This window comes from Archangium sp. (genome assembly GCF_036277355.1).
Lineage (GTDB): Bacteria > Myxococcota > Myxococcia > Myxococcales > Myxococcaceae > Archangium.
In genome coordinates this window covers 96276-118779 of sequence record NZ_DASUNC010000131.1, presented here as the reverse complement: position 1 = coordinate 118779, position 22504 = coordinate 96276, and the positions used below count along the sequence as shown (strand labels likewise).

Below are 22504 nucleotides of genomic sequence, written 5' to 3'. Positions count from 1 at the left end.
GTTCCTCGGGGGGAGAGGGTGCGAGCGCAACCTCTCACGGCTTCGCGGGGAGCCCGGGTCAACTCGGCGTCAGGAGTGTCTCACGGCCCTGTCACGGACCGTGCGCGGCGCACTCACTCCCGGGATACGAGCGGGAGAGGAACGGACCTCCACCCGAGGACCCCGTCCTCCGGGGGGCTTCCGCGCGGGAAGCCCCCTGCGGTGACGGAGGACGTCAGTGGCCCTGGCGCTGCTTCTCGAGCAGGTAGTGGCCGTAGTCCTCGCGCAGCTTCGTCTTGAGGAACTTGCCGGTGGAGGTGCGCGGAATCTGCGGGACGAAGACGTAGTCATCCGGCAGCCACCACTTCACGAAGCGCTTCTCCAGGTGGGCGGCGAGCTCCTCCTTGGAGACGGACTGGCCGGGCTTGAAGACCACGGCGGCCAGGGGGCGCTCGTCCCACTTGGGATCCTTCGCGGCGAACACGGCGGCCTCGAGCACGGCCGGGTGGGCCATGAGGGCGTTCTCCAGGTCCACGGAGCTGATCCACTCGCCGCCGGACTTGATGACGTCCTTGGAGCGGTCTGTGATGCGCACGTAGCCGTCCGCGTCGAGCGTGACGACATCGCCCGTCTTGAACCAGCCATCCGGGGTGAAGCGGTCCGGGCCCTCGCCGCCGTAGTACGAGGAGGCGACCCAGGGCCCGCGCACCTCCAATTCACCCATGGTGGAGCCATCCCAGGGGAGCACCTTGCCCGCGTCGCTCACGTGGCGCACCTCGACGAGCGGGAGGGCAAAGCCTTGCGTGGCGCGGATGGCGAGCCGCTCCTCCTGCGGGAGGTGCTCGTGGTGGCGGCGCGGGCGCGCGAGGGTGCCCACGGGGTTGAGCTCGGTCATGCCCCAGGCGTGGGTGACGACGAGCCCATGGCGGTGGAGGAAGCCGGCGATCATCGCGGGAGGCGCGGCCGAGCCGCCGATGGCCATGGTGCGCACGGAGCGCAAATCCCAGCGCTTCGGCTCCTGATCCAACAGGGCGAGGATGCCGAGCCAGATGGTGGGCACCCCGGCGGCGAGGGTGACGTGCTCGCCGGCCATGAGATCCAACAGGGAGGTAGGGTCGAGGTGGGGCCCGGGGAAGACGAGCCGTGCGCCGGTGAAGACGGCGGCGTGGGGCATGCCCCAGGCGGCGGCGTGGAACATGGGCACCACGGGGAGGATGGCATCCGGCTCGCCGATGCCGAACGTGTCGGTCATGCACAGGGCGAGCGCGTGCAGCACACAGGAGCGGTGCGAGTAGAGGACGCCCTTGGGGTTGCCGGTGGTGCCGGAGGTGTAGCAGAGCATCGCCGCGGAGCGCTCGTCGAGCGCGGGCCACGCGAAGGAGTCCGGCTCGGGGGCGAGCAGCTTCTCGTAGTCGAGGCGGCCGTCGGGGGTGGGGCCGTCATCGGGGATGACGATGACGTGCTGCACGGAGGGGACGGCGGCGATGAACTTCTCGAGGAGCGGCAGCAGCGAGCGGTCCACGACGATGACGCGGTCCTCGGCGTGGCGGGCGATATAGCCGAGGTCGTTGGGGTGGAGCCGGAGGTTGAGGGTGTGGATGACGGCGCCCATGGAGGGCACGGCGAAGTAGAGCTCCAGGTGGCGGTGGTGGTTCCAGCTGAGCGAGGCCACGCGGTCGCCGGGCTTCACCCCGAGCCGGGCGAGCGCATGGGCGAGCTTGCAGGTGCGCCGGTAGAAGTCGGCGTAGGTGTAGCGGTGGAGCGTCCTGTCCGGCTGGCGGCTGACGATCTCCGAGCGGCCGAAGTAGGTGCGGGCACGCTCGAGGAAGTGGGTGAGCGTGAGCGGGAAGTCCATCATGCGTCCGGTGAGCATCGGTGCATCCCCCATGGGTAGAGGGCACCGATGCTACCTCCAAACGCGGGACTCACCCCTCCCGGAGACGCAGCACCACCTTGCCGGTGGCCTGGCGGGACTCCAGCTCGCGCAGGGCGTCGGCGGCCTGCTCCAGGGGGAACACCTTGCTCACCAGCGGCTCCACGAAGCCCTTGTCCGCGAGCCCGGCCAGCGCCTTGCCCACCTCGCCCGTGTACTGGGGCTTCTGCATGACGAAGGCGCCCCACGCCACGCCCACCACGTCGATGTTGTTGAGCAGCAGCTTGTTCACCTTCACCTCGGGAATGCGTCCGCCCGCGAAGCCCACCACCAGCAGCCGGCCCTCGGGGGCGAGGCACTTGAGGCTCTGGTCGAAGATGTCTCCGCCCACCGAGTCGAACACCATGCCCACGCCCTTGCCCTTCGTCGCGTCCATCACCCGCGACACCCAGTCACCCGAGGACAGGAAGGCCCGGTCCGCGCCCGCGCTGCGAGCCACCTCGGCCTTCTCCTCGGTGCTCACCACGCCGAACACCCGGGCCCCCGAGCCCCGCGCCACCTGGATGGCCGCCGTGCCCAGGCCGCCGGCTCCGCCGTGGATCAACACCGTCTCGCCCGTGCGCAACCGGCCGCGCTTGTGCAGCGCGAAATAGGCCGTGTGGTAGTTCATCACCGTGCCCGCGGCGGCCTCGAAGCTCCAGCCCTCGGGAATGCGGAACGTCATGTTCGGCGCCGCGGCCACCACGTCCGCCCAGCCACCGAGCAGGGTGAAGGCCATCACCTTGTCACCGGCCTTCACGCCCGCGCCCGCGGGAGCGCTGCGCACCACGCCGGCCACGTCCACGCCCGGCACGAAGGGCAGCGGCGGCTTCATCTGGTACTTGCCCTGGGTCAGCAGCAGGTCCGGGAAGCTCACCCCCGCCGCCACCACGTCGATGAGCACCTGGTCACCCGCCTCGGGCTCCGGCACGTCCACCAACTTCAGACCCTCGGGACCGTCCAACCTCTCGAGCTGCAGCGCGCGCATGATGTTGCTCCCCCGGCCCAACGTGTAAGGCCGCCCGAAATGTAGAGGGAGCACCTTACTCCGTCCAATCCACACGCGCCGCGAGTTCCCGGGAGGTGGGACAGGAACCCCCTCCCGTGAGCCCGCGGCGCGCGGTTGCCGCTGGCTAGTAGTACCAGCCGATGAGCGACACGTTGCTGAACGACCACGTCGAGCTATTGAAGAAGTTGAACTTCGGCCTCAGCTCGACGAACCACGTGCCGGGCGTCGCGCCGCCCTTGAAGCAGCTCTCCGTGTTTCCGGAGGCCGACGAGGTGCACTCCGCGCCGAAGCCCGGCACGCTGCCGGACCTGCCGCGCACGTCCACGTCACCCGTGCCGCCCCAGGTGTCGAACCGCACGTTCGTGTACCCGGCCGGCATGTCCAGCGTGTAGTAGCGGCGCTCGAAGATGTTCGCGGAGACGCCGGTGACCGACATGCCGTTCTGCAGCGGGTTGCTCCACACGCCCGCCACGCTCACGCCGGAGTAGGGGCTGTAGGCGCGGACCATGACGTACCAGGTGCCGGCCGGCGGGTTGAAGAAGGTGCACGTCTCCTGGTTTCCGCCCACGTACGGCCGGCAGGACCAGGTGCTCAGCGTCGGCAGGGAGCCGAACTGCACGTACATGTCGGCATCACCCGTGCCGCCCGACATGAAGAAGTCGAGCCGGGCCTGACCCGCCGGGACGTTGATGGCCTGGTACTGCACGTCGCCGTAGGTGTCCTGGCCGAGGCCGGCGTACACGGAGCCGTTGCTGAAGGTCTCGCCGACGAAGCCCGTGTACAGCAGCCGGTTGGGCGAGCCCGTGCCCGGGTTGCCCACCTTGTTCACCGAGGCGTTGGTGTTGATCATGTCCTGCACCTGGGCGGGCGTGGCGCCCGGCACCACGCGCAGGTAGCGCGCCACGGCGCCCGCCACGTGCGGGGTGGCCATGGAGGTGCCGCTCATGAACGTGGTGGCGTCATCCGCCGTGTAGTAGGCGGAGAGCACGTCCACGCCCGGGGCGAACAGGTCCACGCAGGTGCCCCAGCTGGAGAACGAGGCGCGCTGGTCGGCGCTGTCGGTGGCGCCCACGGTGATGGCCTCGGCCACGCGCGAGGGCGAGCGCAGGCAGGCGTCCTGGTTGAAGTTGTTGGCGGCGACGACGTACGTCACGCCCGCGCGGATGGAGGCGCGGATGGAGTCATCCAGGGCCTGGGTGGCCGGGTACTGGAGGCTCATGTTGGCCACGGCCGGCTTGATGTGGTTGGCCGTCACCCAGTCCACGCCGGCGATGGCTTCCGAGGTGGTGCCATTGCCGCTGCAGTTGATGACGCGCACGCCGTGCAGGGAGATGCTCTTGGCCACGCCGTAGGTGCTGCCGCCGATGGTGGCCGCCACGTGCGTGCCGTGCCCGTGGCAGTCATTGGCGCCGTTGCCGTCGTAGATGGAGGTGAAGTCCGCGGTGGCGTTGCCGCTGAACTCGGTGTGGGTGGCGCGGATGCCCGTGTCGAGGATGTACGCGTGCACCGAGGAGCCGCTGCTGGTGTAGGTGTACGCGGCGTTGAGCGGCAGGTTGCGCTGATCCACGCGATCCAGGCCCCACGGCGGGCTCGTCTGGGTGCTGGCTTCGATGGCGTGGGCGAGCGCGTCCTCCTCCACGTACTTCACCGCGGGGTCCTTCGCGAGCGCCCGGGCCTGGGCCTCGGACATGTTCACGGTGAAGCCGCGCAGGGCGTGCTCGAAGGTGCGGCCCACGCTGCCGGCATAGCGCGAGGCCAGGCCCCGGGCCACGTCCGGCACCTTCTCCGCCGCCACGCCGGGCGCCGGCTCCTTGAGCACGACGATGTACTGGCCGGGAACGGCGTTCTCCGAGGCCTTGAGGAAGTTCGAGGTGGTGCCAAGGGTCTCTCCCCCCTGCGGCTCCACTGGCTCGGCCTGCTCCGGCCCGCACGCGGACAGCGTGAGCAGGGCGGCGGAAACCACTGCCTTCATTGGACGCATCGTGACTCCTGGTGTTGGGACGGTTTGAATACCCGTATCACTCCAGGGAAGTCAAGTAAGGGCGGTATTCTCCAGCCTCCACGGAAAAACCATATGGATTGGTTTGGAAAATCCCTCCCCCGTCTGGCCACTCATCCGCTGCGGGCCAGGCGCATCGCCCGCGGGTCCTCCGTCTCCTCGGGCACCGCCCCCTCGGCGCGCAGCCGGGTGTGGGAGATGTCGAGGGCCTCGTCACAGATGTCGGTGCCCAGGAAGTCGCGCCCGAGCCGCACCGCCGCCACGCCCACCGAGCCCGAGCCCAGGAAGGGATCCACCACCACGTCCCCGGGCGAGCTGCTCTGGCGGATGAGCACCTCGCTGAGCGCGGGAGGCTTCTCGGCCGGGTAGCCGCGGTGGACGCGGGGCACGGGCAGCACGTCCGCCACGCCCAGGTCGCTCAACCGCCGCCGGCCCTTCTCGAAGAAGAGGATGAGCTCGTAGCGGGAGCGGTAGTGGTAGCCCATGCCGATGTGCTGCTTGTCCCAGACGATGGGCTTCCAGAAGCGGAAGCCCGCGGCCTCGGCGAGCGGCTTCGCGACGAACATCGTCTCGGGATCGCAGAAGAGATAGAAGTGCGAGTCCCGCTTGAGCACGCGCCAGACCTCGGCGAACAGCTCGGGGAAGCGCGCGTTGGGGAAGATTTGGAACCAGAGGTTGCTGGAGCCCTTGCTGCGCTTGAGGCGCGTGGTGGTGCCGATGGCGCGGTGCTTCTCGAGGGACTCGTAGGCGGGGTCGGTGATGACGAGATCCACGGAGGACTCCGGCAGGGAGCGGAGCCACTCGACGGCATCACTGTGCGACAAGCGGTAGCGGGACATGGGGAGGTGCACCGGGGACGACCGGCGCGAGGCCAGCGTACCCGGGGAGTATGACATCCCCGGCCGGCCGCCCTCCCCCACGGGCCGGACGGAACTATCCAGGAACGAGCAGCTCGAGACCCCTGGCCCGGGACAGGGCCCTGCGCTCGCGGCGCTCCTCGGCCTGGGTGATGGCCCACGCCGCGTTCACCAGGCCGATGTGGCTGAAGGCCTGCGGGAAGTTGCCCAGCAGCTCGCCGCTCTCGGGCTCCACCTCCTCGGACAGCAGCCCCACGTCGTTCACGTGCTCCACCGCCTGCGTGAACGTCTCCCGGGCCCGCTCCACCTCGTCCGCCAGGGCCTGGGCCTGTGCCAGCCAGAAGGTGCACAGGAAGAAGGTCCCCTCCTCGCCCACCAGCCCGTCCTCCGCGCGGTAGCGGTACACGAGCCCCCGGTCATCCGTGAGGTCCGTGGCGATCGTCTCCAGGGTGGCCCGCATCCTCGGCTCATTCGCCGGCAGGAAGCCGCTGATGGGCAGCATCAACACCGACGCATCCAGCACGTCCGAGTCGAAGGACTGGGTGAAGGCCCGCACGTCCTGGTTCCACCCGTGCTCCAGGATGGCCGCGCGGATGTCGCGCCGCACCCGCGCCCAGCGCCCCACGCGCTCCGCACCCGCGCCCAGCATGCCCTTCAACGCGAGCGCCCGGTCCATGGCCACCCAGCACATCAGCTTCGAGTAGAGGTGGTGACGCGGAGCGCCCCGCATCTCCCAGATGCCCTGATCCGGCTCGGCCCAGCGGTCCGCCGCCGTGTCCGCCAGCGTGCACAGGAATCGCCGTCCGGCCTCGTCGAGTCCCCCCAACTGCGGCTCCAGCCGGTGCGCCGCCGCGAGCACCTCGCCATAGACGTCCAGCTGCCGCTGCGTCCATGCGCCGTTGCCCACCCGCACCGGCCAGCTGCCCCGCCATCCGGGCAGGTGCGGCAGCACGCGCTCGCTCAGGTCCCGCTCGCCGCCAATGCCAAACATGATCTGCAAGTCCTCTCCCCGGCGCATCTGCGTCAGGGCCGAGGTGAGGAAGTCGAAGAAGCGCCAGGCCTCGTCCGGGCAGGCGGCCACCCAGAGGGCCTCGAGGGTGAGGCTCGTGTCGCGCAGCCACGTGTAGCGGTAGTCCCAGTTGCGCTCGCCGCCGACGGACTCGGGCAGCGAGGTGGTGGGCGCGGCGACGATGGCGCCCGTGGGCTGGAAGGTGAGGGCCTGCAGCACGCGGCCGCTGTGGTGGACCAGCTCGCGCCAGGGGCCCTCGTAGTTCTGGTGCATGTCCGACCAGCTGCGCCACCCCTCCACCGTGTCCTGCAGCCACGCCTGGAGCTCCTGCTGACTCCAGGCCCGCGGCGGCGGCGCCCACCACGCGCGGTGCTCCAGGGCGAAGCACACGGACTCGCCCGCCCGCAGGGTGAAGCGCCCGAAGGCACGGCAGTCGCCGAAGCGCAGACGCACCGGCGAGGAGAGCCGCAGCCGGTCCGCGCCACCCTGGGCCAGCACACCGCCCTCCACCTCGCGCAGCAGCGGGTGTACCAGGCCGTACTCGGGCCGGGGGCAGAACTCCGTCTCGAACTCCACCTGGCCCTCCACGCACATCACCCGGCGCAGCACCATGCCGGGCGCGCCCTCCCCCAGGTCGTGCCCACGCTTGCCCCGTCCCAGGGCCAGGGCCTCCACCTGCACGGCGATGCCGGTGGGCGTGTGGTGCAGCGTCTCCAGGACGAGCGTGCGCTCGAGGTAGCGCCGGTGCGAGCGGCCCTTCACCGGCCGCAGCACCCAGTGTCCGGCCTCGGCGCCCAGCAGCCGGCCGAACACGGCGGGCGAGTCGAAGCGCGGGTAGCACAGCCAGTCCACCGAGCCGCCACGGCTCACGAGCAGGGCGGAGTGGCAGTCGGACAGCAAGGCGTAGTCGGAGATGGGCGGCGCGCGCATGAGGGTCCCCCGTTCGCCCTGAATCTAGGCACGCGCTCGCGGGCTCCTCGTCCTCACCCCGGCGGGAGGGGGAGCGGGCACTCGCTTCAGTCCTGGAATCTCAGCACGTAGGCCTCGAGGTACACGCTGGGCGTGTCGAGGTCCGCCGAGGGCTCGCGGGTGAAGCCGCGGCGCTGGTACAGGCGCGCCACGCCCGCCGCGCCCCGGCGCACGTGCAGGCAGATGGCGGGCACGCCCCACTCCCGCGCCTTCCGCTCGGCCGCCTCCATCAGCGGGACGGACAGGCCCTGCCCGTGGAGCTCCACCGCGGTGGCCAGGTGCCGCAGGTCCGCCGCTCCCGGCAGCCACGCCTCCGAGCCGGGTGCTCCCGGCGGCCACAGCGCCACCGTCCCCACCACACGCCCCTCCAATTCCGCCACCAGCACCGTCGCCACCGCGCGTTTGCCCGCCGTGTCCCGGAGGCTCTGCTTGCGCGCGTCCGTGTACACCACCTCGGGTAGTTTCCGGGCGTACTGGGTCACGAATGCCTCCACCAGCAGCTCGCCGATGGCCGCGTCGTCCTCGGGCCGCGCCTCGCGGATGACCACCCGCTTCAACAATTCCGTGTCCATGCGCGCGAACCTGTACCACGGCCCGATCTGCTCGGCCTCCGAGGCCCCCACGCGCACGCCCCGTGACATCCCCCCGGTAATTCCCCACCTATTGGGTGCCACGTGACCCAGGAGTCCCCGGCTACCCTGCCCCGCGGATGCGATTCGAGCGGATTTGCTCCTTGAGACATACCCGGTCCTACAAGCGAAGGACGCCGGAATCCCAAGCTTTCGACCCTCGCGGTGTCGGCCAATGTGTTGCATCACGTGCTGGCCTGGCATCTGCATATCAAGCCTGGACAACGGTGCGATTCAGGCACACCCCGCCAGAGCTGTAACTGCTGGTGGATGTGAGGAGGGAACCCCATGGCGAGCGCGGCCCGGAAGCTTCAACTCAATCCTGTCGATCCGGAGAACCTGCTCAATCCGGTCCCCTTCTACAAGGAATTGAGAGAGAACGATCCGGTGCACTGGTCGGACGTGGTGCACGGGTGGTTCCTCACGCGCCATGAAGACGTGATGAACGGGCTGAGGGACTCGAGGCTGAGCGCGGACCGGGGCAAGGTGCTGGAGCACCAGTTCCAGATGATGGGGCTGAGCCCCGAGTCCATCCGCGAGGTGACGGACACCTTCAAGCGGCAGATGGCCTGCAAGGACGGAGCGGCCCACCTGAAGCCGCGGCGGCAGACGGCGGCGGCCTTCGCGCCGCAGGTGCTCGACAGCTGGCGGCCGCTCATCCACCGCACGCTGGTGACGCACCTGGACAAGCTGCGCGGCCGCCGCGAGGCGGACCTGGTGCCCGAGCTCTTCTACCAGATGCCGCCGCTCGTCATCGCGGAGCTGCTCGGCATCACCCCCGAGGACCGTGAGCGCCTGCAGCAGTGGGGCGAGGCGGTGACGCAGCTGACGAGCACGGGGGCGGCGAAGAACATCCTGGAAGTGGCCCGCCAGGCCAACGAGGGCCAGGCGAGAATCAACCAGTTCCTCACGAACCTCGTGGAGGAGCGCCGCCGGGAGCCGGGGAACGACCTCGTGAGCCACATGCTGCGCTCGCAGGAGCAGGGCGGCGGGATGACGACGGAGGAGATCGTGGCCAACACGAGCCTGCTGCTCGCGGCCGGTCACCTCACCACGACGGATCAGCTCAGCAACGGCCTGTACGAGCTGCTCACGCACCCGGAGCAGCTCGCGCTGCTGCGCAGGGAGCCCGCGCTGCTCAAGCCGGCCATCGAGGAGATGATGCGCTTCGCTCCGCCGGTGCCCTTCGTGCACCGCATCGCCGTGGACACCATCGAGCTGCGGGGCCGGACCATCCGCAAGGGCGACATCGTGTTCCTGGGGCTGGCGGCGGCCAACCACGATCCGGCGGCCTTCAAGGACGCGGAGTACTTCGACATCTCGAGGGATCCGCACCAGCAGAAGTCCATGAGCTTCGGCTTCGGGCCGCACCACTGCCTGGGGGCGGGCCTGGCGCGCCGCGAGCTGGAGATCGCCTTCGAGGAGCTGCTGCACCGCATGCCGGAGCTGCGCCTGGACGTGACGAAGCTGCCGCGCATCAAGTGTGGCGGGCTGCTCTTCCGCGGATTCGAGTCGCTGCCGGTGCGGTGGTGATACACCGCCGGGCATGAGAGTCCCGCTCGAGCTGCGCCGTGCCTACAAGCTGCTGAACCATGGCCCCACCACGCTCGTCACGAGTGCCGCCCACGGCCGCACCAACGTGATGGCGGCGGCGTGGGCCATGCCGCTCGACTTCGAGCCGCCCAAGGTGGCCGTCGTCATCGCCGAGAGCACCCTCACCCGCGAGCTGGTGGACGCGTCGGGAGAATTCACGCTGTGCGTCCCCACGCGCGCGCAGCTGGAGCAGGTGTACGCGGTGGGCTCGGTGACGGGGCGCGAGGAGGACAAGTGGGCGCTGTATGGGTTGAAGGCCGCGCCGGCCTCGCGCGTGAAGGCGCCGCTGGTGGAGGGGTGCGTGGGCTGGCTGGAGTGCCGCGTGCTCCCGGAGCCGGACGTGCAGCGCAAGTATGACCTGTTCATCGCCGAGGTGGTGGCGGCGTGGGTCGAGGACTCGGTGTGGAAGAACGGGAGCTTCGACTTCGAGGGCGCGGAGGAGCACCGCTCCGTGCACCACGTGGCCGGGGGCCTGTTCTTCACCACGGGCGAGCGGGTGCGGGCCCGCGGGACCGGGAAGGAGTGAGGAGAGCCTTCGCTCCCCCCTCACCGCCTCAGTGACCGTTGCCCGACATGACCGCTCGGGCATGGAGCTTCTTGAGCACCTCGTTGCGGTCCTTGGACAGCACCAGCTCCTCGAGGTCGTTCGGGCCCACGGGAACGACCAGCACGTCGTCCTTGCGGAAGGTCGCCGAGCGCGTGAAGAAGCCCTCCGTGAAGCCCCCCACGGCGACGAAGAAGCCGAGGCGGCAGCGGCCTCCCCGGTTCACGATCTTGTCGCGAAAGACGACGAGCTCACTGGGACCCACGGGCTTCGACCAGTTCTTGCACTCGACGATGACGTACTGGGACTGCTCGCCCACCCAGAACGCCTCGGAGGACTCGTTGCGGATGAAGATGTCGATCTCCTCATCCCTGCTCTTGCGCCGGGTCTCGACGTGCGTGAAGCCGTGCACGGTCTTGAAGAGGAGGACCATCAAGTCCTCCAACAGCTTGCCCTTCCTGTGGTGGTCCGCCTCGGTCCGCACGGCGTTCCACACGTCGCGAATCTCCTTCTCGCGGTCCTCGGCACTGAGCGCGGCGAGCCGGCGCTCCCGAATCGCCTCCGCGGCATTGCGGACCTTGACGCGCAAGAGCGCGGGCAGGGTGGGGACCTTCTCCAGGTAGTCGTAGGCCCCATTCCTCGACGAAGCTCATGGCGTATGGGCCATCTAGCAGAATGGCACTGCGGCGGATCCTCAAATGCACCCGCTCGGTCTCGAGACCCTCACCCCAGCCCTCTCCCAGAGGGAGAGGGAGCCTCCACGGATTCAACCCGGGGCACGTGGCCCCCTCACCCCGTCCCTCTCCCGGAGGGCGAGGGGAAATTGACGGCGTGAGGAGATGCGCTCACGGGCCCGCGCCGTGCAGCTCCGACTCGAGGGAGACCGGGGGTCTCTCGATGGGGAACTCCCGCGTCTCGCAGGACAGGAGCCGGTGGCGCTGGCCCCGCAGCGCGAACTCCAGCGGCGCGGGCGCGGGCCACCGGCTGTTGAGCACCAGCTTGTCCTGGGTGATCTCCACCTCCACCATGTGCTTGCGGTAGCGCAGCAGGAACTTCAGCCGCGTCAGCCCCTCGGGCAGGTTGGGGTTGAAGTGCAGCACGTCCCCGCGCACCTCGATGCCCGTATACGCCCGCTGCATCAGGTCCACCGTGCCGGCCATGGCGCCCAGGTGGATGCCCTCCGGCGTCGTCCCGCCCTGCACGTCCGAGATGTCGCTCCGCAACGCCTCGCTGAACAGCTTCCACGAGCGGGGACGGTCGCTTCGCGCCAGCACCCACGAGTGCACCACCCCGCTCAGCGTCGAGCCATGCGAGGCCCGCTGCATGTAGTAGTCCACCGTCCTCGGAATCATCTCGGGCTTGAACGGGTACCCCAGCCGCTCGAAGAGCTGCTCCAGCTCCTCCGCCGAGAACAGATAGAACAACATCAGCACGTCCGCCTGCTTCGACAGCTTGTAGCGGTTGGGCGAGTCCCCCTCGGCCTCGAGAATCCGGTCCAGCCGCTGGATGTCGCCATAGCGCGCCCGGTAGGACTCCCAGTCGAACTCCTCGAGCTGCTCGTAGCCCTCGAACTGGCTCAGCACGCCGTCCTCGTGGAACACCAGCCGCATCTTCCGGCTCACGTCCTCCCAGTGCGCCAGCTCCTCCTGTCCCAGCTCCAGCGTCTCGAGCAGCTCATCCCGGCGCTCGCCGGGCAGCAGCGGGAGCACCTCCAATCCCTTGCACAGCACCCACACCGCCATGAGGTTCGTGTAGGAATTGTTGTCGAGCCCCGGCTCCGGCCGGTCCGGGTAGCCCGTGTGGTACTCGTCCGGCCCCATCACGCCGAGGATTTCGTAGCGCCGCAGCTCGGGGTTCCACCGGGCCATGCTCGCCCAGAAGCGCGCGAGCTCCAGCAACATCTCCGCCCCGTAGAAGTAGAGGAACTCGGTGTCCGCGGTGGCCTGGTAGTACTGCCAGACGTTGTAGGCGATGGCCGCGTTGATGTGCCGCTGCAGCCACGTCACGTCCTGCACCCACCGCCCCGAGCGGGGATTGAGATGCACCCGCTGGCTCTCCTCGCGCCCGTCGCTGCCACTCTGCCAGGGGAACATCGCCCCGCGGAAACCGGCCTCGCGTGCGGCCTCGCGCGCCCGCCGCAACCTCCGGTGGCGATAGCGCAGCAGCGACCGCGTCAGCGCCGGCAGCCGCAGGTTGAGGAACGGGAAGATGAACAGCTCGTCCCAGAAGATGTGGCCCCGGTACGCCTCGCCGTGCCAGCCGCGCGCCGGCACCCCCACGTCCTGGTCGATGGTGTGCGGGGACACCGTCTGCAGCAGGTGGAAGATGTGAAGCCGCAAGGAGGTGTGGAGATGGTCCGGCTCGGCCACCTCCAGGTCCAGGTCGCTGCGGCGCCACAGGTGCGACCACTCCCGCACGTGCGTGGTCACCAGCTCGTCGAAGCGCGCGGGCGCCTGCTCCACCGCGTGCCGGGCCGCCATCGCCGCCTCCGACACCGCCAGGTCCCTCGACGAGTACAACGCCACCACCTTCTCCACCGCCAGCCGCTGGCCCTCGCGCAGCTCCACCGTGAGCTCGTGCGCGAGGTAGCCCTCCTCCACGGCGAGCCCCCGCTGCACCTTCGCCGGCTGCCCCTCCACGTACAGCCGCGTCCGCGCCGCCTCGGCCACCTCCACGCGCGACTGCACCGTCTCCACCTCGAGCAGCAGCGTCTCCGCGTCCAGCTCCTCCGTCACCAGCGTCCGCAGGTGCTTGCAGTTGAGCTGCCGGTAGCGCGGCACGCCGCCATTCACCACGCGCCCGTCCAGCGCCGAGCGCACGTGCACCCGGCCGCTCCAGTTCTCCGGCACCAGCACCAGCTCCTGCCCCGCCAGGTGCTTGTCGCGCATGTGCACGAAGCGCCGCTGCTCCACCCGCGTGCGCCGTCCCCGCTTGTCCTCGAAGCGCAACGTGCGCAGCAGCAGCCCGCGCGCCAGGTCCAGCACCTGCCGGTACTCCAGCAGCCGCACCGCCTGCGCGTTGAACCAGTCACCGCCCTCCAGCCGGAAGGTGAGCGGCAACCAGTTGGGCATGTTCACCAGGTCCTCGTTCTCCACCACCCGCCCGGCCAGGTCCGTCTTCAGCCGGTTGTACCCGCCCGCCAGGTACGTCCCCGGGTAGTGTGTCTCGTCCGCCTCGGCCTCCGGCGCCGCCCCGCGCGTGGCGAAGTAGCCATTGCCCAGCGTGCACAGCGCCTCGCGCAAGCCCTCCTTGCCCGGCTCGAAGCCCTCGTAGGTGAACAGCCAGTGCTCCCCATTCATCGCACCGCCCCTCCGGCCCGGGTGATGAGCCGCTCGAGGAACTGGCGCACCTCCTCCACGTCCTCCAGCGCGTAGTCCGCCGCCGTGGGCCGCTCCACCTCGCCCCGCACCACCAGCCCGAGTCCCCTCCCCGCCAGCATCTGGAAGGCGTCCTCGTCCGTGAGGTCATCGCCCGCGTACACCGGCAGCACGTCCCGGCTCTCCAGGACCAGGGCGCGCAGCAGCCACTGCACCGCCCGGCCCTTGTGCCAGTCGATGTCCGGCTGCACCTCGAACACCTTCTTCCCGCCGCCCTTGCGCAGCCGCGGGTGGCGCGCGAGCACCGCGTCCACCAGCCCCTCCACCTCCGCGTACCGGGCCTCCTCCACGTGCCGCCAGTGCACGGCCACGCTGAAGCGCTTGCGCTCCAGCTTCGCGCCCGGAATGGCCGCCAGGCCCGACGCCAGCTCCCGCTCCGCCGCGTCCAGCTCCGGCAGCAGCGCCCGGCCCTCCTCCAACTGGAAGGTCTGCCCGCCCGGCCCCTGGATGTCGAAGCCGTGGCTGCCCGCGTAGTACACGCCCGTCAGCCCCACGAAGTCCTCGAGCACCGTCAGGTCCCGCCCGCTCACGATGGCCACCGGGTAGTGCCGGGCCAGCGCCACCAGCGTGGACACCATGTCCTCCGACAGCCGCGCGTCCTCCGGGTTGGGCACGATGGGCGAGAGCGTGCCGTCATAGTCGAGGAAGAGGGCCACCCGCCGGCCCTCCAGCCGCCGCGATACCTCGTCCCACCGCGCCAGCGCCGAGGGCACTTCCCGTATCGGCCGCATCACTCAGGGCTCTCCTTCCTCCACCTTCACGGTGGCCAGGTGCGCCACCTCCACGTCGGCGCCGGCCCGCACCAGCGCGCCCTCCGGCCCCGCCCGGCGCACGCCGAGGACGAGACCGAAGCGGCCTCGCCTGCCCGCCTGCACACCGGCCTGCGCGTCCTCCAGTACCACGGCGCGCGCCGGGGGCACGCCCAACCTCCGTGCCGCTTCCAGGAACGTGTCCGGGGCTGGCTTGCCCGGCAACCCGAGCCTGCCCGCCTCCACCCCGTCCACCCGGGCGTCGAAGAGGTGCGCGAGCCCGGCCGCCCGCACCACCGCCTCGCAGTTGCGGCTCGCGGACACCACCGCCGTGCGGAAGCCCGCCGCCCGCAGCCGCTCCAGCAGCCCCACCGCGCCCTCGAACACCTCCACGCCCCGCTGCGCCAGCGCCTCGAGGAAGTAGCCATTCTTGCGCTTGCCCAGCCCCCGCACCGTCTCCGTCTCGGGGCCGTCCTCCGGCGAGCCCTCGGGCAGCGTGAGGCCCCGGCTCCCGAGGAAGCAGCGGATGCCGTCCAGTCGCGGCCTGCCGTCCACGTAACGCTGGTAGTCCTCCGGGGTGAAGGGCTGGAAGGGCCCAGGCCGCGCGTGTGACGCCAGGTACGCGTCGAACAGGCGCGTCCACGCCTCGGCATGCACCTGCGCCGTGCGCGTCACCACGCCATCCAGATCGAACAGGGCCGCGTCCAGCTCACGGCGCGACAGCACCACGGCGGCGGAAACGGGCGGCTCGGAGGTGGGCATGGCGGTGACTCCCGTGGAGGACCCAACACGTCCTTTTCATGACCTGCACATCCCATGCCCCTACAAGAGCGGCGCGTGTGTGATGGGACTGCGGGGCGAATCCGTGTCCACTTGGAGCAACAATCAAAATGTAAAAATCCAGGGAGGGTTGACGGATTTCGGGACAGCCTTCTACGCTGCGCAACGCGCAACGAAGGGGGTGTGCCGTCTTAACAGTTCGCGATCCCTGGCTTTTTGCGGACGTCGCGGGCCCCTATCATGCGGTTCTGTTGGCGTTGAATCAGGGAAGGCTTCCATGCGACCCGCATCTCAAGTTGACGTGACCACGAGCGAGCCGCCATCGACGAGCGCGCGCGCGGGTGCGGAGACCCCACCCAATGGGTTGGCTCCCGCCGAGACGCCGCCGCCGGGGCTGGGCCCCGCCGAGACGCCGCCGCCGGGCCTGGCGCTGGAGACGACGGAGAAGCTGTCCGTGGTGAGCCCCAAGCGCGCCGAGTCGCTGCCCTCGCGCTTCGCGCCGGGGTTCGCCGCCAAGCTGAACCTGGCGGTGGACGTGGTGCTGGTGGTGGCCGCGCTGCTCATCTCCACGACGATGATGGGGCACGACCTGCACCTGGAGCGCACGGATGTGTGGGTGCTGCTCGGGGTGGGCGTGGTGGCGTGGCTGGTGGTGGGCACGGCGCTGTGCCTCTATGACGTGCGCTTCGCGGACCGCGAGCGGCTGGATGACCTGGCGCTCATCTCCATCCAGGTGATGGTGGTGACGGTGGTGCTCTTCGTCACGCGTCTGGTGATGGGGACCGAGTCGTGGATCGTCGCGCTGAGCCTGTTCCCGCCGCTGTTGTGGCCGTCGGTGGCGCTGTTGCGCCTGAAGCTGTTCCGCAACCTGTCGGGGCAGGAGCAGCCGCTGGACGAGGTGCTCATCCTGGGCGTGGGAGCCATGGGCCGGCTCACGGGCGAGGACCTGAACGACAAGCACCGGCGCAAGGTCATCGGCTTCCTGAGCTTCAGCAACGAGACGGCCTCGACGGCGCCGCCGGCGCCGCTGTTGGGGACGGTGAAGGACCTGGAGCACATCCTGTGCACGGTGCCGGTGGACGAGGTCTACATCGCCGGCAACATGCTGAAGCACTCGGCGGAGATGCAGGCGGCGGTGAAGCTGTGCGAGAAGTTCGGCCTGCCCTTCGCGCTGCCGGCGTACCACATGCGCTTCGACCGGGCGCGGCCGGTGGATGACCATGCGATTTCCGACGGCTACCTGCACTTCATGACGCATGTGTTCCGGCCGCACCAGATGGCGCTCAAGCGGCTGTTCGACATCGTCAGCTCGGCGGCGGCGCTGGCGGTGCTCTCGCCGCTGCTCATTGGCGTGGCGCTGGGGGTGAAGTTCACCAGCCGCGGGCCCATCTTCTTCAAGCAGAAGCGCGTGGGGCTGCACGGCAAGACGTTCCACATGCTCAAGTTCCGCTCCATGGTGGTGAACGCCGAGGAGCTGAAGGCGAAGCTGGAGGCGATGAACGAGCAGACGGGTCCGGTCTTCAAGATGAAGAACGATCCGCGCATCACGCGGATTGGCCGGTTCATCCGCAAGTACTCCATCGACGAGCTGCCGCAGCTCATCAACGTGCTGCGCGGCGAGATGAGCGTGGTGGGTCCGCGTCCGCCGATTCCGAGCGAGGTGGAGAAGTACGCGGCGTGGCAGCGGCGGCGGTTGTCGGTGCGCCCGGGCCTGACGTGCATCTGGCAGGTCTCCGGCCGCAACCAGATTTCGTTCGAGGAGTGGATGTACCTGGACATGCAGTACATCGACCACTGGAGCCTCAAGAACGACATCAACCTGATCCTCAAGACGGTGCCGGTGGTGCTGACCGGCAGCGGCGCGAGCTAGTCAGGGCGGAGGCAAGACGCCAGGTCCCGAGGCAGGGGACTCAGCGCACGGGGAGCTCGCGCAAGGAGAACTCCTCGAAGCCCAACCGGTTCAGGGTGTCGGCGAAGCGCTCGGTGATGACGATGACGTTGGTGAAGTTGCGCAGCCGGAATGCGTCCAGGTGCTCCGGCAGCGAGGCCCCGTCGAGCAGGGGCTGCTTGGGCAGGGGGAAGCGATAGCAGCCACACGTGCCGCAGGGGTCGACCTTGCCGGGTGGCAGGCAGTCCGGGTGGAAGAGGCCATGCATCTCCACCTCCAGTTCCAGTAACTCCGGCGCGTTCCTCTGCCTGAAGCGAAGGCCGGTGCGGACCCCCTTCAATTCCCGCAGACCCTCCGCATGGAGCTCATCCAACGCCTCGCGGCGGATGAGCACCGTGTCGCCGTCCAGCGTGTAGAGCTGCGCGAAGCGGCCATGCGCCGAGCCGGTGAGTGGACCGAAGCTGGCTCCAGGAGCCAGACGCGCCCAGGCCGGAGCCAGCGGCTTCACCAGTTGCCTCAAGCGTTCGAACTTCTCGACGTCCGTTTCCTGCCAGGCGTCTTCGAGCTGCTTCGCCGCTGGCAATCCCGAGAGGTCGACGCTTGGGTAGAACTCCAAGCCAACGCAGTCCCCACCGCATGTGGGGCAATGCAGCCCGGGCAGGCCCCATCTCCGCTCAGCCCTGTATTCCCCCGTGTAGCGCACGCTCTCGTACGAAACAGAGTCCAGCCGGTAGTACTTCATCTTCTCCTCAGAATGGGATGGGGGGAGGCAACTGCGTCTTGCCATAATACGGCTGCAGGGGAGCCATCAGGCCGAAGCGCACACACAGCTCCCAGGCATGCTTCCAGATTTCTTCCTTCGTCGCGGTTTCTTCATTCGCCGCCTTGAATTGCCGCCACGCCGCGTTCCAGGGACCACCACGCTCACCACAGTGGATGCGCTGGTGCTGCTCTGTCTCGATCCACATCGTCCATTGATGGATGTTGATACCCCTGCGTTCGAACCACTTCTTGAACTCCTGCGGGAAGATGTGGTGCTTCTCGTGAGGCCGGTTCAGCTTCCTGTTGGCCTCCTCGATGAGCTGCTTCTGACTCGGCAGCAGGTTGCGGAGGTGGTGGTTCCTCCAGGGGATGATGAAGACGGCCCCCTGCTCCCGTTGCAGCGGCAGCGGCCGGCCCCAGTACCGCATGGGTGAACCGCTGTAGCCGGGCGGGTACACACCCAGCCCCTGCAGGTCGAACACCTGCACCACGCCGCCGGGCGCGGCCTCCGCTCCCTCGCTCACGGCCATGGCGTCGGCCACGTCCTCGCAGCGGAAGAAGCCGCACACCTCCTCGTCACAGAGGACGGTCAGGCACGTCCCGGCCGCTTCCCGCTCCGCCTCCTGCTCGCGCAGCGCCGGCTCCGAGGCCGCGCACCCGGCCAGCAACACACTGAGCAGCAACCCCCACGGTCTCTTCTCGTTCATGAAGCCCCTCGCCGGCTACAGCAGCGTGCCGCGCAGGAGGATGGCGGCCACGGTGAAGTAGATGACGAGCCCGGACACATCCACCAGCGTGGCCACGAAGGGCGCCGAGGCGCTCGCCGGATCGAATCCCAGCCGCCGCAGCGCGAAGGGCAGCATGGAGCCGGAGAGCGTGCCCCATGTCACCACGCCCACCAGCGACGCACCCACCGTCATCGCCACCAGCAAGGCGTGCTCGCCGTAGGTGTGGAAGAGCGCCTGCCAGATGAGGATGCGCGCGATGCCCACCACGCCCAGGATGGTCCCCAGCGCCAGCCCCGCCAGCACCTCGCGCCGCATCACCCGCCACCAGTCGCGCAACCGCACCTCGGAGAGCGCCAGCGAGCGGATGATGAGCGTGGTGGCCTGACTCCCCGAGTTGCCTCCCGAGCTGATGATGAGCGGCACGAACAGCGCCAGCACCACCGCCCGGGCGATCTCCTCCTCGAAGTGGCCCATGGCGGTGGCCGTGAGCATCTCGCCCACGAAGAGCACCAGCAGCCAGCCCGCGCGCTTCTTCAGCATGTCGAGGAGGCCCACCTCGAAGTAGGGCGCGTCCAGCGCCTCCATGCCGCCCACCTTCTGGATGTCCTCGGTGGCCTCCTCCTGCACCACCTGCACGATGTCGTCCACCGTGACGATGCCCTTCATCCGCCGCTCGGCATCCACCACCGGAATGGCCATCAGGCCCTGTTCGGCGAAGAGCCGGCCCAGGGCCTCCTGGTCCGTGTTCTCGGTGACGGTGAGCACGTCGCGCCGCATCACCTCCTCCACGCGCTTGTCCGGGGCGGCCTGGAAGAGCTGGCGCAGCGACACCACGCCGAGCAGGTGCTGCCGCGCGTCCAGCACGTAGGCGTAGTAGACGGTCTCCACCTTCTCGCGCGTCTGCCGGCGCAGGTAGCCGATCGCCTCGTCGATGGTCATCTCCGGCCGCACCCGCACGAAGCGCGGGTTCATCAACCCACCGGCCACGTCCTCCTCGTAGGCCTGGAGCACCTGCACCTCGCGGCGCGTGGCCTCGTCCAGCTCCCGCAGCAGGGCGTCCCGGTGCTCGGCGGAGACCGACTGCACCACGTCCACCGCGTCATCCGGGGCCAGCAGCCGCATCCACGTGCGCCGCTCGCCCGGGGCCATGGCCAGGATGAGCTCGGCCTGCTCCGGCGCGGACAGCGACAGGAAGAAGTCGTCCGCCGTGGCGTGGGGCACCAGCTTGAAGCTCTCCACGCGCTCGTCCCGCGAGAGCGCGGGCCAGGCATCACGGAGCTCATGCGGGAAGATCGGCTCGGGCTCGAACGTCTCCATGGAGCCCTCCTACCAGCAAGCCGGGCGGCCAGGCAGTCACCCTGTCGGCCACCCCACAGGGCCTTCTCAGGGGGTGAGAAGCCCGGCCGCCCGCTCTACAGACATGTATCCGTGTATTTGACGGGGGTGTACCTGTGTCGTTCACTGCGCTCGGCCATTCCTGTCGAGGTACCCGTCATCGAAACGCCCCAGACGAGCGAGGCGGCCACCCCGCGGGCCGTGCCCGCGCCGGTGGACACCCACACGCCCCTGCGCAACGCCCTGAAGCTGGGTGGGTCGCTGCTGGTGACGTACGTCATCGGATTTGGCCTGCAGGTGCTGGTGCCCCGGCTCATGGGGCCGGAGAGCTTCGGCCAGTACAACTGGGCCACTGGCACCGCCGCCGCCTTCTTCATCCTCAGCGCGCTGGGCCTGGACGTCTACATCCGCAAGGAGGTGGCCGTCCGCAAGCAGCACGCCAACGAGTTCTTCGGCGGCACCCTGCTGTTGCAGGGGGTCCTCGCGGTGGTGCTGCTGGGCGCCCTGGCCGTGGTGATGCACATGCGCGGCGCGCCTCCCGAGGTGCGCACCCTGGCGCTGCTGCTCGGCGTCTACCAGTTCTTCTTCCGCCTCAACGCCATCCTCGCCGCGCTGCTGCATGCGCACGAGAAGGTGGACGGCCTGTCCGTGGCCCACGTCCTGATGAAGTGCATCTGGGGCTTCGGGCTGGCCGCGATGCTGCTGCTCCGCGCGCCCCTGCCCTGGCTGGCCGCGCCCTTCATCGGCGCGGAGCTCTTCAAGGCCGTCTTCCTCTTCCGCCTCACGCGCCAGCATGCCGGGCTGCGGCTGAACGTGGACCTGCGCGCCACCGCCGCGGCGCTGCTGGCCGCCCTGCCCTTCTTCCTCAACGACGCGGCGCTCGCCAGCAACGGGCCGCTGGACGTCTTCGTGCTGGGCACCCTCGCGAACACCACCGAGGTCGGCTACTACGGCGCCGTCTGGGGCATCGCGGGCATGACGATGCTGCTCTCGCCCATCCTCGGCTGGGTGCTGCTGCCGATGATGTCCCGCGCGGCGGCGAGCTCCGAGGAGGAGTTCGTCCGCATCCTCCGCCGGGGGCTCGAGGGCATCGTCTCGCTGTCCGTGCCGGTGACGCTCGCGCTGGCGCTGGGTGCCGAGACGTGGGTGCGGCTGCTCATTGGCGAGGCCTACCTGCCGGCGGCGCCGGTGCTGCGGCTGCTGGCCCCCATCTTCGTCTTCACCTACGTGGCCACGGTGTGCGGCAGCTGGCTGATGGCGGCCAACCGTCCGTGGACGGTGACGCGCACCACCGTGCTGGCCGTGGGCCTCAAGCTGGTGCTCAACCTGGTGCTCATCGGCCCCTTCATGCAGTGGCGGGGCGTCACGGGGGGCGCGAGCGCCGCGGCCACCTCCCTGGCCCTCTACGAAGTCGTCGTCACCATCGTCCTCGTATACGCCATCGGCCCGAAGGCCTGGGACACGCGGAGCCTCGCCGTGCTGGGCAAGACGGTGGGGGTGTGCGCCGCCGTCACCGCCGCCCACCTGCTGATGGGCCAGCTGGGGCTGGACGCGCGCGACCTCGTCCGCGGCCTCGCCCGGCTCGTCGTGGACGGCCTGCTCTACGTGTCCCTCATCCTCCTCACCGGCGCGGTGCGCAAGGACGAGGTGCTCGGAGTGGTGCGCATGGTGCGCAACCGCCGCAAGTCCCCGCCCGCCGCCGGCACGCCTCCCTCCGGTCCGCCTTCCTCCGACGAGGTCCGCGCCGCATGAAGCCCTCCATGAGCCTGCCCTCCTCCCACGCCCTCCGCCGCTGGTCCCTGCTGGCCACGCTCCTGCTGCTGCCCGCCTGCTACAAGCCGGGCCGCTTCGTCTGGGTGGACGACTACCGCGAGCCCACGACCCAGCAGCAGGACGACAGCTACCTCATCCGCAAGGGCGACGTCCTCAACGTCAACGTGTGGAACCAGCGTGACATCTCCTCGCGCCTGCGCGTGCGCGACGATGGCCGCATCAGCCTGCCGCTGCTCAACGACGTGGACGCCGCCGGCATGACGCCCGCCGCGCTCGCCCGCGCCATGGAGGCGAAGCTCAAGGACCTGGTGGCCAACCCCGTCGTCACCGTCATCGTGGACGAGGCCCAGCCCATCAAGATTTCCGTGCTCGGCGAGGTGCGCAACCCGGGCAAGAAGCTGCTCGAGTCCGGCTCCGGCCCCCTGCAGGCGCTCTCCGAGGCCGGCGGTTTCACCGACTACGCGCGCGACGACGCCATCTACGTGCTGCGCAAGGAGCCCGGCTATGCCACGCCGGTGCGCATCCGCTTCACCTACGAGGCCCTCACCCGCAGCGAGGGCTCCGCGCCCACCTTCCGCCTGAAGACGGGCGACGTGTTGGTGGTGGAGTAGC

General features: G+C 69.5%; 18 protein-coding genes. 5 read left to right on the top strand and 13 right to left on the bottom strand.

What is annotated here, in order from left to right:
- Positions 1 to 214: 214 nt before the first annotated feature.
- The 6 genes from VFZ09_RS32295 to VFZ09_RS32270 all read right to left on the bottom strand — a co-directional run bounded on the left by VFZ09_RS32295 (position 215) and on the right by VFZ09_RS32270 (position 8306).
- Positions 215 to 1852 (bottom strand): long-chain fatty acid--CoA ligase, encoded by a 1638-nt coding sequence (locus tag VFZ09_RS32295; RefSeq protein ID WP_329731566.1) that lies wholly within the window; start codon positions 1850 to 1852, stop codon positions 215 to 217.
- A gap of 52 nt (positions 1853 to 1904) precedes the next feature.
- Entirely contained in the window at positions 1905 to 2879 is a 975-nt protein-coding gene (locus VFZ09_RS32290) for an NADPH:quinone oxidoreductase family protein (protein WP_329731565.1), read from the bottom strand.
- Positions 2880 to 3024: 145 nt separating this feature from the next.
- Complete coding sequence (locus VFZ09_RS32285; protein ID WP_329731564.1) at positions 3025 to 4872, bottom strand: S8 family peptidase; 1848 nt, start codon at positions 4870 to 4872, stop codon at positions 3025 to 3027.
- A gap of 140 nt (positions 4873 to 5012) precedes the next feature.
- Entirely contained in the window at positions 5013 to 5795 is a 783-nt protein-coding gene (locus tag VFZ09_RS32280) for a site-specific DNA-methyltransferase (RefSeq protein ID WP_329731563.1), read from the bottom strand.
- A 37-nt stretch (positions 5796 to 5832) separates the two neighbouring features.
- Positions 5833 to 7695, bottom strand: a complete 1863-nt coding sequence (locus VFZ09_RS32275) for a glycoside hydrolase family 15 protein (protein ID WP_329731562.1) — start codon at positions 7693 to 7695, stop codon at positions 5833 to 5835.
- A gap of 86 nt (positions 7696 to 7781) precedes the next feature.
- Positions 7782 to 8306 (bottom strand): GNAT family N-acetyltransferase, encoded by a 525-nt coding sequence (locus tag VFZ09_RS32270; RefSeq protein WP_329731577.1) that lies wholly within the window; start codon positions 8304 to 8306, stop codon positions 7782 to 7784.
- Between the two features lie 345 nt (positions 8307 to 8651).
- Between VFZ09_RS32270 and VFZ09_RS32265 the strand changes: the two genes are divergently transcribed.
- Together VFZ09_RS32265 and VFZ09_RS32260 are read left to right on the top strand one after the other, a co-directional pair.
- A complete protein-coding gene (locus tag VFZ09_RS32265; RefSeq protein WP_329731561.1) occupies positions 8652 to 9896 on the top strand; it encodes a cytochrome P450 in 1245 nt (414 codons plus the stop codon).
- Positions 9897 to 9909: 13 nt separating this feature from the next.
- Positions 9910 to 10482 (top strand): flavin reductase family protein, encoded by a 573-nt coding sequence (locus VFZ09_RS32260; RefSeq protein ID WP_329731560.1) that lies wholly within the window; start codon positions 9910 to 9912, stop codon positions 10480 to 10482.
- Between the two features lie 28 nt (positions 10483 to 10510).
- Here VFZ09_RS32260 and VFZ09_RS32255 read toward each other — a convergent pair whose 3' ends face one another.
- The 4 genes from VFZ09_RS32255 to VFZ09_RS32240 form a co-directional block, all read right to left on the bottom strand.
- A complete protein-coding gene (locus VFZ09_RS32255) occupies positions 10511 to 11089 on the bottom strand; it encodes a restriction endonuclease (RefSeq protein WP_329731559.1) in 579 nt (192 codons plus the stop codon).
- A gap of 256 nt (positions 11090 to 11345) precedes the next feature.
- Positions 11346 to 13799, bottom strand: a complete 2454-nt coding sequence (locus tag VFZ09_RS32250) for a glycoside hydrolase family 65 protein (RefSeq protein WP_329731558.1) — start codon at positions 13797 to 13799, stop codon at positions 11346 to 11348.
- A complete protein-coding gene (gene otsB, locus VFZ09_RS32245; RefSeq protein WP_329731576.1) occupies positions 13796 to 14608 on the bottom strand; it encodes a trehalose-phosphatase in 813 nt (270 codons plus the stop codon). Before otsB ends, VFZ09_RS32250 begins: the two co-directional genes overlap by 4 nt.
- A gap of 3 nt (positions 14609 to 14611) precedes the next feature.
- Entirely contained in the window at positions 14612 to 15388 is a 777-nt protein-coding gene (locus VFZ09_RS32240; RefSeq protein ID WP_329731557.1) for a beta-phosphoglucomutase family hydrolase, read from the bottom strand.
- Between the two features lie 295 nt (positions 15389 to 15683).
- Between VFZ09_RS32240 and epsZ the strand changes: the two genes are divergently transcribed.
- A complete protein-coding gene (gene epsZ / locus VFZ09_RS32235; protein ID WP_329731556.1) occupies positions 15684 to 17276 on the top strand; it encodes an exopolysaccharide biosynthesis polyisoprenyl-phosphate hexose-1-phosphate transferase EpsZ in 1593 nt (530 codons plus the stop codon).
- A 40-nt stretch (positions 17277 to 17316) separates the two neighbouring features.
- Here the strand turns inward: epsZ and VFZ09_RS32230 are convergent, their stop codons facing one another.
- Genes VFZ09_RS32230 through mgtE form a run of 3 tightly spaced genes read right to left on the bottom strand, consistent with a single transcriptional unit; the run spans position 17317 to position 20101 of the window.
- Entirely contained in the window at positions 17317 to 18036 is a 720-nt protein-coding gene (locus VFZ09_RS32230; RefSeq protein WP_329731555.1) for a double-CXXCG motif protein, read from the bottom strand.
- A gap of 7 nt (positions 18037 to 18043) precedes the next feature.
- Positions 18044 to 18763 (bottom strand): TIGR02269 family lipoprotein, encoded by a 720-nt coding sequence (locus VFZ09_RS32225; protein ID WP_329731554.1) that lies wholly within the window; start codon positions 18761 to 18763, stop codon positions 18044 to 18046.
- A gap of 15 nt (positions 18764 to 18778) precedes the next feature.
- The gene (gene mgtE, locus VFZ09_RS32220; protein ID WP_329731553.1) at positions 18779 to 20101 is read right to left on the bottom strand and encodes a magnesium transporter; all 1323 of its coding nucleotides are present in this window, start codon (positions 20099 to 20101) and stop codon (positions 18779 to 18781) included.
- Between the two features lie 126 nt (positions 20102 to 20227).
- Between mgtE and VFZ09_RS32215 the strand changes: the two genes are divergently transcribed.
- Together VFZ09_RS32215 and epsY are read left to right on the top strand one after the other, a co-directional pair.
- Positions 20228 to 21871, top strand: a complete 1644-nt coding sequence (locus tag VFZ09_RS32215; protein ID WP_329731552.1) for an oligosaccharide flippase family protein — start codon at positions 20228 to 20230, stop codon at positions 21869 to 21871.
- Positions 21868 to 22503: an exopolysaccharide export protein EpsY gene (gene epsY / locus VFZ09_RS32210; protein ID WP_329731551.1), complete on the top strand. Its 636-nt coding sequence runs from the start codon at positions 21868 to 21870 to the stop codon at positions 22501 to 22503. The genes VFZ09_RS32215 and epsY overlap by 4 nt, the downstream gene beginning before the upstream one ends.
- Position 22504: the final 1 nt, after the last annotated feature.

Bases quoted from the DNA above. Each gene is read 5' to 3' on its own strand.
- VFZ09_RS32295 (WP_329731566.1), bottom strand. From the start codon at position 1,852: ATGCTCACCGGACGCATGATGGACTTCCCGCTCACGCTCACCCACTTC.
- VFZ09_RS32290 (WP_329731565.1), bottom strand. From the start codon at position 2,879: ATGCGCGCGCTGCAGCTCGAGAGGTTGGACGGTCCCGAGGGTCTGAAG.
- VFZ09_RS32285 (WP_329731564.1), bottom strand. From the start codon at position 4,872: ATGAAGGCAGTGGTTTCCGCCGCCCTGCTCACGCTGTCCGCGTGCGGG.
- VFZ09_RS32280 (WP_329731563.1), bottom strand. From the start codon at position 5,795: ATGTCATACTCCCCGGGTACGCTGGCCTCGCGCCGGTCGTCCCCGGTG.
- VFZ09_RS32275 (WP_329731562.1), bottom strand. From the start codon at position 7,695: ATGCGCGCGCCGCCCATCTCCGACTACGCCTTGCTGTCCGACTGCCAC.
- VFZ09_RS32270 (WP_329731577.1), bottom strand. From the start codon at position 8,306: ATGGACACGGAATTGTTGAAGCGGGTGGTCATCCGCGAGGCGCGGCCC.
- VFZ09_RS32265 (WP_329731561.1), top strand. From the start codon at position 8,652: ATGGCGAGCGCGGCCCGGAAGCTTCAACTCAATCCTGTCGATCCGGAG.
- VFZ09_RS32260 (WP_329731560.1), top strand. From the start codon at position 9,910: ATGAGAGTCCCGCTCGAGCTGCGCCGTGCCTACAAGCTGCTGAACCAT.
- VFZ09_RS32250 (WP_329731558.1), bottom strand. From the start codon at position 13,799: ATGAATGGGGAGCACTGGCTGTTCACCTACGAGGGCTTCGAGCCGGGC.
- otsB (WP_329731576.1), bottom strand. From the start codon at position 14,608: ATGCGGCCGATACGGGAAGTGCCCTCGGCGCTGGCGCGGTGGGACGAG.
- VFZ09_RS32240 (WP_329731557.1), bottom strand. From the start codon at position 15,388: ATGCCCACCTCCGAGCCGCCCGTTTCCGCCGCCGTGGTGCTGTCGCGC.
- epsZ (WP_329731556.1), top strand. From the start codon at position 15,684: ATGCGACCCGCATCTCAAGTTGACGTGACCACGAGCGAGCCGCCATCG.
- VFZ09_RS32230 (WP_329731555.1), bottom strand. From the start codon at position 18,036: ATGAAGTACTACCGGCTGGACTCTGTTTCGTACGAGAGCGTGCGCTAC.
- VFZ09_RS32225 (WP_329731554.1), bottom strand. From the start codon at position 18,763: ATGAACGAGAAGAGACCGTGGGGGTTGCTGCTCAGTGTGTTGCTGGCC.
- mgtE (WP_329731553.1), bottom strand. From the start codon at position 20,101: ATGGAGACGTTCGAGCCCGAGCCGATCTTCCCGCATGAGCTCCGTGAT.
- epsY (WP_329731551.1), top strand. From the start codon at position 21,868: ATGAAGCCCTCCATGAGCCTGCCCTCCTCCCACGCCCTCCGCCGCTGG.